Source organism: Micromonospora yasonensis, from assembly GCF_026013475.1.
Taxonomy (GTDB): domain Bacteria; phylum Actinomycetota; class Actinomycetes; order Mycobacteriales; family Micromonosporaceae; genus Micromonospora; species Micromonospora yasonensis.
Genome location: NZ_JAPDPH010000173.1, coordinates 1 through 14,885 on the forward strand (window position 1 = coordinate 1; position 14,885 = coordinate 14,885).

A 14,885-nucleotide genomic window follows, 5' to 3' on the forward strand; every position below is an offset into this window, starting at 1 on the left:
GCGAAGACCCATAACAGCCTGCTCGTGGTCACCTTCGACGAGGACGACGACCGCGCCGACAACCACATCCCGACCATCTTCTTCGGGGCGCACGTCGCCACCGGCGACCACGACGAACGGATCACCCACTACACCGTCCTGCGCACCCTGCAGGCGCTCACCGGCGTCGGCTGCACCGGCAACTCCTGCGCGGTCCGGCCGATCAGCGGCATCTGGCGCTGAGCCCGCAGGCGCGGCGGGCGACGCCATGTCCCGGCCCGTACCAGGCCCAGTCGATGCGCGTACCCGCTCACTCCGCCAGCCAGGCACGGATCTCCGCGCCGTGCGCGTCCAGCTCGGGCGGCGGCAGGTGGTACCGCGGCGGGGTGGCCGAGAAGCCGACCGGGTGCCGCACCCCGGGCACCCCGTCGACCTCGACCACCGGGGCGAGGCCCAACTCCCGGGCCAGGGCGACGCCCCGGTCGAGGGTGTTGATCGGGCTGCAGGGCACCCCGGCCGCGCGCAGGTCGCGGAACCACTCGTCGCCGCCGCGCCGCCGCAGCCGCCCGACCAGCAGCGGGCGCAGCGCGTCCCGGTTGGCCGTGCGGTCCTGGTTGCGCCGGAAGCGGGGGTCGTCGGCCAGCTCCGGGACGCCGAGGACCTGGCAGAGGGTACGGAACTGACGATCGTTGCCGGCGATCACCACCAGTTCGCCGTCGGCGGTGGGCAGCGGCTCGTACGGGAAGATGCTCGGGTGGGCGTTGCCCATCCGGGCCGGCGTCACCCCGCCGGCGACGTACGCGCTGGCGTGGTTGACCAGCCCGGACAGCGCCGAGGAGAGCAGGTCGACCTCGACGTGCTGGCCGACGCCGGTGTGCTCGCGGTGGCGCAGGGCGGCGAGGATCCCGACCGCCGCGTGCAGGCCGGCGATCACGTCGAACACCGCCACTCCGGCCTTGTACGGCGGGCCGTCCGCCTCGCCGGTCAGGCTCATCAGCCCGGACGCCGCCTGCACCATGAGGTCGTACCCGGGCAGGTCGGCGCCGGCCGCGGCGCCGAAGCCGCTGATCGAGGCGTACACGATCCGGGGGTTCGCGGCCGCGACGGCGGCATGGTCGAGGCCGAACCGGCGCAGCGCTCCCGGCCGGAAGTTCTGGATCATCACGTCGGCGCGCCCGGCGAGCCGCCGGGCGAGCAGCCGGTCGCCGGGGTCGGTGAGGTCGAGCACCACCGAGCGCTTGTTCCGGTTGACGCCCAGGTAGTACGTCGCCACGCCGTCGCGGACCGGCGGCGCCCAGGTGCGGGTGTCGTCGCCGCCCGGGCCCTCCACCTTGACCACCTCGGCACCGAGGTCGGCCAGGAGCATGGTGGCGTACGGCCCGGCGAGGATCCGGGAGAAGTCGGCGACGAGCAGCCCGCTCAACGGACCCGAGTTGCCCTCTGCCATACGGACGCAGCCCTCCCGGTCGGCACGACGCACACCCGGCACGGGTGGAGGGACCACGATGTCACACCGTCCGCGGCCGGCGGCGACGCGGCGGACTGGTCGGCGGGCTCGTCACGCGGCACACCGGTGGCCCCCGGCAGGTCGCCGGCGACGGTCCGCGACGGTTTCCGGGTGCCGCCGGGAACCCGGCGGGCGGCCGGGACGACTACCCGTACATGGCGTGTGAGCAGTGGCGGGAGGTCCTGTCGGCGCAGCTGGACGGGGAGGCGACCCGGTCCGAGGCGGCGGCGGCCGAGCAGCACCTGGCCGGCTGCGCCGGCTGCCGGGCCTGGCGCGACGCGGCGGTGGCGGTGACCCGGCGGGCGCGGACGCACGCGGTGCCGGAACTGCCGGACCTCGTCGACGTGGTGCTCGCGGCCGCGCCGCCGGCCCGGGACGCCCGGCGGGGTCGGGTGGCGCTCGGGCTACGCACCCTGCTCGGGCTGCTCGGCGCGGTGCAGCTCGTGCTCGGGTTGGCCCAGGTCGGCCAGGACGCGGTCGGCGGCCACGTGCACACCACCGGCCAGCACCTGTGGCACGAGTCGGCCGCGTGGAACGTGGCCGTCGGCGCCGGCTTCCTGTTCGTCGCGGTACGCCGGTCCACCCCGGCCGGGCTGCTGCCGATGCTCAGTGCCTTCGTCGCCACCCTGCTGTTGCTGTCGGTGAACGACCTGATCACCGGCCAGGTGGCGGTGCAGCGGTTGGTCAGCCACGGGTTCCTGCTGCTCGGCTGGGTGGTGATGGTCGTGCTCGCCCGGCCCCGCTGGCGGCCGGGCGGCACGCCGCCGCAGCGTGGCCGCTCGTCCGGCTCCCGCTGGTCACTGCGCCTCGAGGAGCAGCCCGAGCCGGCCCCCCTGCGGCTGGTGCCGCCGCTCCCCTACTCCGCTCAGGCACACGATCGCCGGGCCGCCTGAGACGGCGGTTCGCACCCGGTCCCGGCGACCGGCTCAGCCCACCCGGCTGCCCCGGGCCGGCCGGGCGCCGCCCTGCCAGGCGGCGACCAGGTCCTCCCGGGCCCGGGCCACCCGCGAGCGGATGGTGCCGACCGGGCAGCCGCACACCTCGGCGGCCTCCGCGTACGACAGGCCCACGACCTGGGTGGCGACGAACGCCTCCCGGCGCTCCGGCGCGAGGGCGGCGATGAGCCGACGCAGGGCCACCGCGTCGTCACTGCCGGCGGCGATCGCGCCGGCCGCCTCGGCCGCGGTCTGCCAGTCGGGCAGCGCGGCCACCCGGGGCCGGACCGTCGCGGCCCGGACGTGGTCGACGGCGACCCGCCGGGCGATGGCGAAGACCCAGGTCCGGGCGGAGGAGCGGCCGACGAAGCCGGGCAGGCTGCGCAGCGCGCGCAGGAACGTCTCCTGGGTGAGGTCGTCGGCCTCCCCGGGCCCGGCCAGGTGGGCGAGGAACCGCCACACCGGGACCTGCAGGGCCCGGACGAAGGCCGCCGCCGCCTGCTGGTCGCCCCGGCCGGCCCGCTGCGCCCAGCGGGTCACCTGGTCGTCGTCGGTCTCGGCCGTCACGCGCGTCGGCCGCTCATGATCGACGGTACGGAACGGGGCGTCGCTCGGTTCATCCGCACGGTCCTCCTCCGACCTCACGTCCGGCCCGGGCCGCCGTAGGTGCGGGAACGGCCCTGCGGTGTTGGTCGGTGGGAGCGGCGGAAAAGTTCCCGGCCCGTCACACCATCCGGTCGCGCCCGACCGGACCTCAGCTCGCCGGTCGCCCGCCTGCGCCGGGCGCGGCGGCCCGGCCGGTTCGGTCCGGCGCTGCGACCGGCGGGACCGGAGCAGTTGGACGCCGATCGGCAGCACCGAGATCAGCACGATGCCGACGAGGATGAACTCGATGTTCGACCACGTACTGCTGCTTGAACAGGCGGGAGTCGGGGCGGCGGAACAGGCTCGGCCCGACCCGCTTGCCGAACAGGTACCCCACCTGGTCGCCGGTCACGGCGGCCACCACCACCAGCAGGCAGACCAGCCAGAGCGGCTGGTGCAGGTAGTGGCCGTCGGCGACGAGCAGCCCGGCGGTGAACAGCAGCGAGTCGCCGGGAAAGAGGAAGCCGATCAGCAGACCGGACTCGGCGAAGACGATGGCGAGGATTCCGACCAGGCCGAACGTGGAGATCAACCACTCCGGATCGAGGATGCCGGGACCCCGGGCCGACAGGGCCAGGGACATGGACACGGGGGACCTCCGGGGGGTGCGGCGGGCGTCCGGTAGCCGGTGCGGATCAACGGCCTGTCCGAACCGCTACCCCGCCGCGCCCGTGCGAAACGCCGGACGACGGTCAGGACCGCCGCGGGGTGAGCAGGTAGTCGTCGGCGTCCGGGTCCCAGCGCAGGTCGACCGCGCTGCTGGTGGCGGCCGCCTTGACGAACTGCAGAAAGCTGCGGTAGCCGAGCTTCTTCTCGCTGAAGTCCGGTCGGGCCCGGCGGAGCTGGTTCTTCAGGCCGGACAGCGCCGCCGCCCCACCGTCGCCGGCCAGGTCCGCGACCACCGATCGGAGCAGCTCGAAGGCGGCCTCCCGGTCGCCCCGCTCGGGCAGCGACACCTCGGGGTCGCCCTTGGCCGGTCCCTCCCCCAGCTCGACCACGTTGTGCTCGGCGAGATACCGCAGCAGCTCTCCGAAGGTGCGGAAGCCGTAGTCGGACTCGCTGAACGTAGGGTCCTTGCGCAGCAGCGTGCGCTTCAGCCCGGAGGCGGTCACCTCGCCGCTGGAGCTGCCCTGCAGGCCGGCCACCGTCTGCGCCACGAGGACGGCGAGCCGGTCCACGTCCCGCGCGGTCTCCTCCTCCGGCACGGGCCGGACCTCGGGCTGCGCCTCCACCTCGGGTGGCGCCTCCGGCGCGGCCGGCCGGGCCGCCCGGCCCCGCCCCGCGGCCGGCGGTGGCACCTCGACCCCTTCGAGGCGGTCGTAGTAGAGGAACTCGTCACAGGCCGGGGGCAGCAGCGCCGAGGTGGACCGTTCCACCCCGACCCCGATGACCCGCTTGTTGAGCTCGCGGAGCTTGTGCACCAGCGGGGTGAAGTCGCTGTCGCCGGTGCAGATCACGAAGGTGGAGATGTAGTCCCGCTCGAAGGCCAGCTCCACCGCGTCCACGGCCATCTTGATGTCGGCCGCGTTCTTCCGGGAGGCCCCCATCCGTTGGGGAATCTCGATCAGTTCGACGTGGGAGCGGGTGAGCATCCGCCGGTCCTCGTCGAAGTACGACCAGTCCGCGTACGCGCGGCGCACGACCACCCGGCCGCGCTCGGCGAGCGCGTCGGCGATCGGGCGGAAGTCGAAGGACCTGCCGCCGTGATGGTCGCGTACGCCCAGCGCCAGGTTCTCGTAGTCGAGGAACAGCGCGATCCGGTCTTCCTGATCCACGCCGCCCACCCTACGCGGGCGGGCCCGGCTCGACCGTGACGGCGAGCGGGCCGACACGCAGCAGACCGTCGGTCAGCGGCTCACAGCGGACGCCGCCCCTGCCGCGCAGCGCCTTCCAGGCGCCCGGCCCGACGGTGACGTCCATCCACCCGCAGGGGTGGGCCCGGGTGTGCACCCGCAGGCGCACCGGCCCGTCGCCGGAGTCCAGGACCAGCACCCGGCCCACCAGGTCGTCGACCGCGACGCCGCTGGTGAGCACGTTACGCCGGACCTGGGTGAGGTCCGCCCCGGGCGGCAGGGACTCCTGCGCGATCACCGTCACGCTGGCCTCCCGGTGCGCCGGCTGGCCGAAGTAGCGGTCACCGACGATGCCGAGGCCCGCTCTGATCCGTACCTCCTCGACCAGTTCGCCGGGCGGCGCGGGCGCCGGGCCGTCCGCCGGGCGACCCACGAAACGGTGGGCCGGCGAGGCCAGCAGTTGCACGATCCGGGGCACGGGTTCGAGTCCAGGCAGCCGGGCCGGCCGGTCAGCGATGCCGCCAGGCCAGGGCCCCGACGGCCGCCCCGGTGAGGCCCGCGGCGGTGACCAGGCGGTGCCGGGACAGCCATGCCTGCAGGCTGTGCTCGTGCGACCGACCGGTGAAGGCGCCGCGGGCGCCGTAGTCCCGGCCGCCCGGTCCGTCCGCCGGCTGCCACAGGTTGTTCGGCTGGTGCGGGTCGGCGGGTCGGTCGGTCTGCTGCGAGTCGTAGCCGGTGCGGGCCAGGTACCGGTCGAGCAGGCCGGGCGCGATCCGGTTGCCGAGAATGGTGAGCGCGGTGGAGGCGCCGACCCAGTACTCGCGACGGCCGGGCCGATCGGCGGCCGCCACGATGGCCCGGGCGACGACCTCCGGCTCGTAGATCGGAGGCACGGGTTGGGCGTGCCGGGGCAGCCGGGACAGCAGCCAGCTGAATTGCGGGGTGTTGACCGCGGGCAGGTGGACCATGGTCACCCTGATGTTGCTGTGATCGTGCATCAGCTCGCAGCGCACCGACTCGGTGAACCCGACGATCGCGTGCTTGGCGCCGCAGTACGCGGCCTGCAGCGGGATGCCCCGGTAGGCCAGCGCCGAGCCGATCTGGACGATGGTCCCCCGGTCCCGCCCGGTCATGTGCTGCAGGGCCACCCGGGTGCCGTGCACATAGCCCAGGTAGGTGACCTCCATGGCCCGGCGGAACTCCTCCGGTGCGGTCTCCAGGAAGGGCGCGAAGACCGAGCTGAAGGCGTTGTTGATCCAGAGGTCGATCGGCCCGAGTTGGTCCTCGACCCGCTGCCCGGCGGCCACGACCTGGTCGAGCTCGGCCATGTCCACCTCGACGGGCAGGGCCTGGCTGCCGGCCGCGCGCACCTCCTCGGCGACGGCGTCGAGCCCGGTCCGCCCGCGGGCCAGCAGCGCGATCGAGATGCCCCGGCGGGCGAGCAGCCGCGCCGTGGCCCGCCCGACCCCGGCGCTCGCACCCGTGATCACCGCCACCTGGGCGGTCCGCCGTCCGTTCCTGCCCACGTCCGCCCTCCCGATGTCGTCCGTCCCGTCCCGTGCTACCCGGTCCCGGCCGGCTTACTCGGGCCGGCGCCGCCGAAATCGTCGCGGCAGGTGTGTGGCAGCCGGCGCCGGATAGATGCTGCCGTGACCCGGCCGGAGCGAGCGGCGGCGGGCGCGGACCCGCCGAGCGTGCTGCGGGAGTACGCGCTGCTGGCCGACGGCCGGCGCGGCGCGCTGGTGGGCCCGGACGGGAACGTCAGCTGGGAGGCCGGCGACGTCGTCGGGGCCCACCGCTGGTTCCGGCTGATCGCCGGTCAGGAGCCCGAGATCAGTGCCAGGCCGGTTTCCGGGTCGACCCGTTTGGCCAGCTCCGGGGCGACCTCCGAGATGATCACCTCCAGCGTCGGCCAGACCTGCCCGCGGAGCAGGTGTCCGCCGACTGTGCCGCCGTCGGCGCGGCCCAGCACCGCGTGCACGTGCAGCGCGGGTTCGCCGTCGTGCTCGGCGACGTCGCCGAGCAGGGACAGCACCTCGACCTGCTCGGTGACCGGGATACGCCGGTAGTCGCCGGTTGCCCGGTCGAACCAGCCGACCTCGGCCTCGGCGAACCCGCCCACGGCGGTCACCCGGGCGGCCCGGATCCCCTGCTCGCGCAGCGCCGTACCGACTGCGGCGACCGCCTCCTCCCCCTTGTCGCAGACCACCACCAGCACCCGCCCGGTCTGGTGGCGTACCTCCCGTGCCCGCATCGTGGGCCTCCTCTCCCGGCCGTCCACTCAGCCGATCCGGTACCGCTGCGCCTCGGCGGTCCGCAGCGCCAGCCCGTTGCCGGGCCGGTCGAGCGGCACGGGCACGGCACCGCCGGTGGCCGGCGCCGCGCCGTCGAAGAGCATCGACTCGATCCGCACGTGGTCGTGGAACCACTCGAGGTGCCGCAGGTTCGGGGTGGCGGCGGCGACCGCGAGGTGCTGGTGGGGTGCGCAGTGGGCGGAGACCTCCAGCCCGGCGGCGGCGGCCACGGCCGCCGCGCGCAGGAACTCGGTGATGCCGCCGCACCGGGTGACGTCGATCTGGAGGCAGTCGACGTACGGGGCCATCCGATGGAAGTAGACCAGGTCGAAGCCGTACTCGCCGGCCGCCACGTCGGGCAGCACCTGGTCGCGGACCAGGCCGAGCCCGGCCAGGTCGTCGGAGCTGACCGGTTCCTCGTACCAGCGCACGTCGAGGTCGGCGGCGGCCCGCATCACCCGGACGGCCTGCTTGCGCTGGTAGCCGCCGTTGGCGTCGACGTACAGCTCGGCGTCGTCGCCGATGGTGCGCCGGGCGGCGGCCATCCGGGCCAGGTCGCGGGGCGCCTCCGTCCCCCAGGACTCGCCGATCTTGATCTTCACCCGGGGAATGCCCTGTTCGTGCACCCAGTGGGAGAGCTGGCGGTGCTGGCGCTCGGCGTCGTAAGTGGTGAAGCCGCCGCTGCCGTACACCGGAACCTGCCGGCGGGCGAGGCCGAGCAGCCGGGCCAGTGGCAGGCCGTGCCGGCGGGCCTTGAGGTCCCAGACCGCGCAGTCGGCGGCGGACAGCGCCAGCCCGGCCACCCCCGGCCGCCCGGCGTTGCGCAGCCGCCGCTGCATGGCCGACCAGGCGGCCGGCACGTCGTCCGGGTCCAGGCCCGTCACCTCAGGGGCGAGCAGGTCGCTCACCAGCGGCGCGACGGCCGCCGGGCCGTAGGTCCACCCGATGCCGGTGTACCCGTCGGCCTCCGCCCGGACCAGCACCATGGTGGTGCCGTCCCAGGCGAGGGTGCCGTCGCCCTCGGGGGCGTCGGTGGGCACCCGGTATGCCGCCGCGGTCAACCGCACGCCGTCACCGGGTCCGCCGGCCGAGCCGGGTGGCGACGGCGGCCGCCGGGGCGAGCGCGGCCAACCCGACCAGCCCGGCGGCGGCCCACCGGGCCGCCCGCGACGGCGGCGCGGGCCGCTCGGCCCAGGCCTGCTCCGGTCGCGGCGGCACGCCGGCGCCGTGCAGGCCGGCGCGGAGCAGCTCGGCCAGGTGGATCGCGGTGCGGCCGTCCGCCGCGCTCTGCTCCACCTGGGTACGGCAGCTGAACCCGTCGGCCAGGATGACGTCCCGGTCGTCGGCCGCGCGGACGGCGGGCAGCAGGACGCGTTCGGCGCAGGCCTCGGAGACCTCGTAGTGCCCCTGCTCGAAGCCGAAGTTGCCGGCCAGGCCGCAGCACCCGGAGTCGAGGAACTCGGCCTCGACCCCGGCGTCGGCGAGCACCGCCTGGTCGGCGGTGGTGCCGAGGATGGCGTGGTGGTGGCAGTGGGTCTGGATCAGGGCGTGCGCCGGCACGGACGGCGGTCGCCAGCCCGGGGTGTGGTCGCGCAGCAGCTCGGCCAGGGTGACGGTCTGCGCGCGCAGCTTGGCGACGTCGTGGTCGGCGGGGAACAGCTCGTGGGCGTCGCTGCGGAACACCGCGGTGCAGCTCGGTTCCAACCCGACCACCCGGGTGCCGGCCCGCAGGTGCGGGCGCAGCACGTCGACGGTCCGCCGGATGACCCGCTTGGCGACGCCGAGCTGCCCGGTGGAGATCCAGGTCAGCCCGCAGCAGACCGGTCGGTCGGGGACGCGGACCCGCCAGCCGGCCGCCTCCAGCACCTCGACCGCGGCGCGGGCGATGCCCGGATGGAAGTGGTTGGTGAAGGTGTCCGGCCAGAGCACCACCTCGCCCCGCGACCCGTCCCCGCCGGGTGTCCGGCCGGCGAACCAGCGCTGGAAGGACTGCGGGGCGAAAACCGGGATGTCCCGGCGCTGGTCGATCCCGCCGGCGGCCTTGGCGAGCCGGCCCAGGGCCGGGGCGTGCGCCAGCGCGTTCACCAGCCGGGGCGCGTACCCGGCCGCCGCGGCCGCCACCGGCAACCAGCCCATCGAGTAGTGCGACCGCGGCCGGAGCCGTCCCCGGTAGTGGTGGGACAGGAACTCGGCCTTGTAGGTGGCCATGTCGACGTTGACCGGGCAGTCCGCCTTGCAGCCCTTGCACGCCAGGCACAGATCGAGGGCGTCACGGACGGCGGTGGAGCGCCAACCGTCGGCGATGGTGCCGCCGCGCGCCGTACCGTCGAGCATCTCGAACAGCAGCCGGGAGCGGCCCCGGGTGGAATGCTCCTCCTCCCGGGTGACCATGTAGGACGGGCACATCACCCCGCCGTGTTCCCGCCGGCACTCGCCGACCCCCACGCAGCGCAGCACCGCCCGACTGAAGCTGCCGGAGTCGTCGGGGTAGCGGAACACGCTCGCCACCTCGCCGTGGTTGAAGTCGACGCCGAGCCGCAGGTGGCTGTCCAGCGGGTAGGGGGCGACCACCTTGCCGGGGTTCATCCGGTCGTCCGGGTCGAAGATCGCCTTGAACTGCCCGAACGCGCGGATCAACCGGTCGCCGAACATCTTCGGCAGCAGCTCGCCCCGGGACTGGCCGTCGCCGTGCTCGCCGGAGAAGGAGCCGCCGTACGACACCACCAGGTCCGCGGCGCGCTCGATGAACGAGCGGAACTGCCGTACGCCGTCGGCGGTGGTCAGCTTGAACGGGATCCGGGTGTGCACGCACCCCTGCCCGAAGTGCCCGTACAGCGACGCCTGCTCGAAGCCGTACTCCCGGTAGAGCGCGTCGAGATCACGCAGGTAGTCGCCGAGCCGCTCCGGCGGCACGGCCGAATCCTCCCAGCCCTCCCAGGTGTCCGCCTCGCCGGGGACCCGGGCGGTCGCGCCGAGGCCGGACTCGCGGACCTCCCACATCTGCTTCTCGTGGGCCTCGTCGTCGAAGCGGTGCACGGTCGGTCCGCCGTCGCGCCGCAACGCGTGCAGCATCCGGGCGACGGCCGTCTCCGCCTCCTCGAGCGTGTCACCGCCCATCTGGACCATCAGCCAGCCGCCGCCCTGCGGCAGCAGGTGCACGGCGGCGGCGTGCAGGTGCTTGCGCTTCTCGAAGTTGATCAGCTTGTCGTCGAGCCCCTCCAGCGCGACCGGGTGGTGCGGCAGGATGTGTTTCACGTCGTCGGCCGCAGCGGCGATGTCCGGATAGCCGAGGAAGACCATCGCCTTGGCCGGCACCACCGGGACCAGCTTCAGCCGGGCCCGCAGCACGGTGACCAGGGTGCTCTCCGAACCGACCAACGCCTGCGCCACGTGGAAGCGCTTCTCCGGCAGCAGGCTGTCCAGGTTGTAGCCGGACACCCGCCGGGGGATGTCCGGGTAGCGGGTGCGGATGTCGCTCAGGTACTCGTCCCGCAGTGCCCGCAACTGGCGGTAGATCTCGGCCGGTCGACCGCCCCGGCGCTGGATCTCGGCGTACGCCTCGTCGCTGGTCTCGCCGACCCACATCCGGGTGCCGTCGTAGAGCAGCACCTCCATCTCGACGAGGTTGTCGACCGTCTTGCCGGTGCGCTGGGCCGTCGACCCGCAGGAGTTGTTGCCGATCATCCCGCCGATCGTGCAGTGGTCGTGGGTCGACGGCTTGGGGCCGAACTCCAGCCGGTACGGGGCCAGCAACTCGTTGAGCGTGTCGAGCACGATGCCCGGCTCCACCAGGCAGGTCTTCGCCTCGGCGTCCACCTCGAGCAGTTGGTTGCAGTACTTCGACCAGTCGATCACGACGGCGGTGTTCGTGCACTCGCCGGCCAGGCTCGTGCCGCCGCCCCGGGAGAGCACGGGAACACCCATCCGGCGGCACACCGCGATCGCCTCGACGGCGGCCTCGACGGTACGCGGCACGACCACGCCGAGCGGGACCTGGCGGTAGTTGGAGCCGTCGGTGGAGTACGCGCCGCGGGAGCCGGCGTCGAAGCGGACCTCGCCGTCGACCACCGGGCGCAACCGCGCGGCCAGGGCGTCGAGGTCCACGTCGGTGGCGGGCGCGGGTGCCCGGGTCACCGGGTCGGGCAGCGCGACCGGAGGTGCGGCGATCCGGGTCATGAGCGCAGCTCGTTGATCTTGTCACGGGCCACGGTGGCGAGGGTGGCCATCTTGTGCGGCTGGCCGCGCAGGAACGCCTCGGTGAAGTGTTTCGCCTGCTCGTAGCGGACCTTGCCGGGCATCGGCGGCTCGTTCGGGTTGACGTCGCAGTCCACCAGCGCCGGCCCCGGGTGCGCGAGGGCCTCACGGATCGCGCCGGGCAGCGCCTTCGGGTCGCTGACCTTGACGCCGTATCCGCCGCAGGCCCGCGCCCAGGCCGCGAAGTCCGCCTCCGGCCGCCGGTGGCGCACCTCGTACTCGGGGTAGCCGAGGATGATCTGCTCCCAGAGGATCTGCCCGTACGCGTTGTTGTTGTTGATCACCACCTTGATCGGCAGCTCGTGCCGCACGGCGGTGAGGAACTCGGCCATCAGCATCGCGAAGCCGCCGTCCCCGACGAACGCGATCACCTGGCGCCCCGGGTACGCGTGCTGCATGGCGATCGCGTACGGCAGGCCCGGCGCCATCGTCGCCAGGTTGCCGGACAGGTAGAACTCCCGGCCCCCACGGATGGTCCAGTGCCGCGCCGCCCAGGTCGCGATGGTGCCGGAATCACAGGTCAGGATCGCGTCCGAGGTGGCCGCCGCGTCGACGCAGCCGATCAGGTACTGCGGGGCGATCGGCTCACGCGACGGGTCCTGCAGGGCGGTCATCTCGGCCCGCCAGGTGTCCCGTTCGCGCTGGTACCGGGTCAGGAAGGACCGGTCGTCACGGGGCCGGAGCATCGGCAGCAGCTGCCGCAACGCCACGGTGGCGTCGGCGGTGACCGCGGCGTCCACCGGCAACCGCAGGCCGATCAGGCTGGCGTCGATGTCGATCTGCACCACCCGGGCCTGCCCGGCGGCGGGCAGATACTTCCCGTACGGGAAGGACGTGCCCACCATCAGCAGGGTGTCGCACTCCTCCATCAGCTCCTCACTCGGCTTGGTGCCGAGCAGGCCGAGGCCGCCGGTGGTGAGTGGGTGGTCGTCGGGAACGACCATCTTGCCGGAGAGCGTCTTGACGATCGGGCTGCCCAGGGCCTCGGCCACCGCCAGCACCTCGTCCCGCGCGCGGCGCGCGCCGACACCGACCAGCATGGCGACCTTGCTGCCCGCGTTGAGCACCTCCGCCGCGCGGGCCAGGTCGGCCTGCTCCGCGGGCACCGCCGGCTGCGACACCACCGGGCTGCTCATCGGCGGCTCGCCGGGGCTGACGTGCCGGTACGGGTCCTCGCCCGCCGCGGCGACCTGCACGTCGTTGGGGAAGCTCAGGTGCGCGACGCTGCGCCGGGCCAGCGCGTGCCGGATCGCGATGTCCACCACCCCCGGCAGCTGCTGCGGGTTGGTGACCATCAGGTTGTAGGCCTCCGCCACATCCTGGTAGAGCAGGGCGGCGTGCACCTCCTGCTGGTAGTGCGACCCGAGCACCGAGGTCTCCTGCATGCCGGTGATCGCCAGCACCGGCACGTGATCGAGCTTGGCGTCGTACAGGCCGTTGAGCAGGTGGATCGCGCCCGGCCCGGAGGTGGCGACGCAGACCCCCAGCCGCCCGGTGGCCTTGGCATAACCGGTCGCCATGAAGGCGGCCGCCTCCTCGTGGTGCACCAGGACGAAGTTCAGTTTCTCGCGCTGCCGGCGGAAGCCCTCCATCAGGCCGTTGATGCCGTCGCCGGGCAGGCCGAAGACGGTGTCCACGCCCCATTCCACCAACCGACGGGCCAGCCTCTCGCCCACGATCTCCTGCACGTCACGCCTCCTGATCTGGAGTTTCCGCGTTCTCGACCCCGCTGGTGCCGGCCGTCGTACGTCGACGGAGGCGGGCGCGTCGGCCGCCGTAGGGCAGGCGCGCGCGGGCCGGCGGCAGGAGCGGGCGGTGAACGGGTGCCCTTCCGCGTGCCCGATATCCCGGCAGCTACCCGCGTCGTTTGCCGACAAACCTCCACTCCGGTTCCCCGGAGGTCAGCCCCGGCGACGGGAGCGGGCCAGGAGGAAGCCGACGGCCAGGCCGGCGGCGAGCGTGACGAGGGTACGGGGGTTGACCGAGGCGCGCAGCCGGCCGAGCCCGCGGCGGGGGTCGACCACCGCTCCGGCGACGCTGCCGGCCGCACCGGCCACCACGTCACTCCATCGATCTGTGTTCATCGCCCGCCGCCTTCCCGGTCCGCCCGACCCCGCGCCGGTACCCGTCACGGCCGACGGCAAACCGGCGGACCGACCGCGACGGGCCGCGGGGTGCCCGAGAACAGTCGAGCCGGCCGGGGCGTGGCCCCGGCCGGCTCGATGGTCGGCTCGTCAGTGGATGGCGACCGGTGTCGGCAACTGCTCCCCCGACTCGCCGTCGAGCAGGTGCGACGGTTCACGCCGGCGGGGCAGGAACGCCACCGGGATGAAGGTGAGCAGCACCAGCGCGAACCCGACCCAGAAGGTGGTGGCGAAGGAGCTGGCCGCGAAGTCGAGGCCGCGCTCGATCAGCGCCGGCGGCACCGGGAACCGCTGGGCCAGCTCCGGGTGCTGCTGGGCGACGATGGCCAGCCAACTCTCGGTGACCGCCTTGCCGGTCGCCGGGTCGGTGGCCCCGGGGATGGGCTGCGAGCCGTTCAGCTCGTTGGTGAGGATCACCGACATCAACGCGGCACCGATCGAGCCTCCGATCTGCTGGAGGATATTGACCAGCGTGGAGCCACGAGCCACCTCTGCGGCGTGCAGCGTCTTCAACGCCGAGGTCATGATCGGCATCATGGTGGCGCCCATGCCCAGACCCATCACGAACAGCGCCCCGCAGAGCAGCCAGTACGAGGTGTGCGGATCGATCTGGGTGAAGGCGAAGAAGCCGGCGGCGATGAGCACCAGCGCGAACGGCACGGTCCGGCCGACCGGCACCCGGTCGGCCAGCATCCCGGCGACCGGCATGGTGAGCATGGCGCCGATGCCCTGCGGCGCCATGAGCAGGCCGGCGGTGAGCGTCGACTCGCCGCGGATCTGCAGGAAGTAGCTCGGGAAGAGCAGGCCGGCGCCCATGAACGCGATGATGAAGACGAACAGGCTCACCGAGGCGATGGTCAGGTTGCGGTTGCGGAGCAGCCGCAGGTCGAGCAGCGGGTGCTTCGGCTTGAACGAGTAGAGCACGAACCCGACCAGGAGCGCGGCGCCGATCAGCATGGGCGCCCAGACCTGGGGGTCGGCGACGGTGCCCGCCTCGGGCAGCGAAGAGACGCCGTAGAGGAACAGGGCCAGCCCCGGCGAGAGCATCACCATGCCGAGGAAGTCGAACGACTCGGACGGCTGGGGGTTGTCCTTCGGCAGCGCCAGCGCGGCGTAGGCCAGCGCGATGACGCCGATCGGCAGGTTGATCAGGAAGATCCAGTGCCAGCTCGCGGTGTCGATCAGCCAGCCGCCGAGGATCGGGCCGCCGATCGGGCCGAGCAGCATCGGGATGCCGAGGACGGCCATCAGCCGGCCGATCCGGTGCGGGCCGGCCGCCCGGGTCATGATCGTCATACCGAGCGGCATGAGCATGCCGCCGCCCAGGCCCTGGA

The 14,885-nt window shown here is 73.7% G+C and carries 12 protein-coding genes and 2 pseudogenes; 2 read left to right on the forward strand and 12 right to left on the reverse strand.

Going from position 1 to position 14,885, the window contains the following annotated elements:
• Positions 1-222: pseudogene (locus tag ONA70_RS26840) on the forward strand (alkaline phosphatase family protein); the annotation flags it as partial.
• A gap of 67 nt (positions 223-289) precedes the next feature.
• Here the strand turns inward: ONA70_RS26840 and ONA70_RS26845 are convergent.
• Positions 290-1,426: a CaiB/BaiF CoA transferase family protein gene (locus tag ONA70_RS26845; protein ID WP_265009269.1), complete on the reverse strand. Its 1,137-nt coding sequence runs from the start codon at positions 1,424-1,426 to the stop codon at positions 290-292.
• A gap of 215 nt (positions 1,427-1,641) precedes the next feature.
• Here ONA70_RS26845 and ONA70_RS26850 point away from each other — a divergent pair, with 215 nt between their 5' ends.
• A complete protein-coding gene (locus ONA70_RS26850; protein ID WP_265009281.1) occupies positions 1,642-2,379 on the forward strand; it encodes a zf-HC2 domain-containing protein in 738 nt (245 codons plus the stop codon).
• A gap of 33 nt (positions 2,380-2,412) precedes the next feature.
• Here the strand turns inward: ONA70_RS26850 and ONA70_RS26855 are convergent, their stop codons facing one another.
• The 11 genes and pseudogenes from ONA70_RS26855 to ONA70_RS26905 all read right to left on the reverse strand — a co-directional run.
• Positions 2,413-2,988: a sigma-70 family RNA polymerase sigma factor gene (locus ONA70_RS26855; RefSeq protein ID WP_265009270.1), complete on the reverse strand. Its 576-nt coding sequence runs from the start codon at positions 2,986-2,988 to the stop codon at positions 2,413-2,415.
• A gap of 328 nt (positions 2,989-3,316) precedes the next feature.
• A pseudogene (locus ONA70_RS26860) lies at positions 3,317-3,649 on the reverse strand (DedA family protein); the annotation flags it as partial.
• Between the two features lie 109 nt (positions 3,650-3,758).
• Complete coding sequence (locus ONA70_RS26865; RefSeq protein WP_265009272.1) at positions 3,759-4,841, reverse strand: PIN domain-containing protein; 1,083 nt, start codon at positions 4,839-4,841, stop codon at positions 3,759-3,761.
• Positions 4,842-4,851: 10 nt separating this feature from the next.
• Positions 4,852-5,337, reverse strand: a complete 486-nt coding sequence (locus ONA70_RS26870) for a molybdenum cofactor biosysynthesis protein (protein WP_265009273.1) — start codon at positions 5,335-5,337, stop codon at positions 4,852-4,854.
• 31 nt (positions 5,338-5,368) lie between these two features.
• A complete protein-coding gene (locus tag ONA70_RS26875) occupies positions 5,369-6,385 on the reverse strand; it encodes an SDR family oxidoreductase (protein ID WP_265009274.1) in 1,017 nt (338 codons plus the stop codon).
• Between the two features lie 293 nt (positions 6,386-6,678).
• Positions 6,679-7,113: a PPC domain-containing DNA-binding protein gene (locus ONA70_RS26880; RefSeq protein WP_265009275.1), complete on the reverse strand. Its 435-nt coding sequence runs from the start codon at positions 7,111-7,113 to the stop codon at positions 6,679-6,681.
• A gap of 27 nt (positions 7,114-7,140) precedes the next feature.
• Positions 7,141-8,220, reverse strand: coding sequence for an enolase C-terminal domain-like protein (locus ONA70_RS26885; RefSeq protein ID WP_265009276.1), 1,080 nt, complete (start codon positions 8,218-8,220; stop codon positions 7,141-7,143).
• A gap of 4 nt (positions 8,221-8,224) precedes the next feature.
• Positions 8,225-11,329, reverse strand: coding sequence for an FAD-binding and (Fe-S)-binding domain-containing protein (locus ONA70_RS26890; protein ID WP_265009277.1), 3,105 nt, complete (start codon positions 11,327-11,329; stop codon positions 8,225-8,227).
• Positions 11,326-13,095, reverse strand: coding sequence for a thiamine pyrophosphate-dependent enzyme (locus tag ONA70_RS26895; protein WP_265009278.1), 1,770 nt, complete (start codon positions 13,093-13,095; stop codon positions 11,326-11,328). The genes ONA70_RS26890 and ONA70_RS26895 overlap by 4 nt, the downstream gene beginning before the upstream one ends.
• Before the next feature lie 213 nt (positions 13,096-13,308).
• Positions 13,309-13,491, reverse strand: coding sequence for a hypothetical protein (locus ONA70_RS26900; protein ID WP_265009279.1), 183 nt, complete (start codon positions 13,489-13,491; stop codon positions 13,309-13,311).
• Between the two features lie 150 nt (positions 13,492-13,641).
• The coding region (locus ONA70_RS26905) for a DHA2 family efflux MFS transporter permease subunit (protein WP_265009280.1) at positions 13,642-14,885 on the reverse strand (1,244 nt) is incomplete at its 5' end.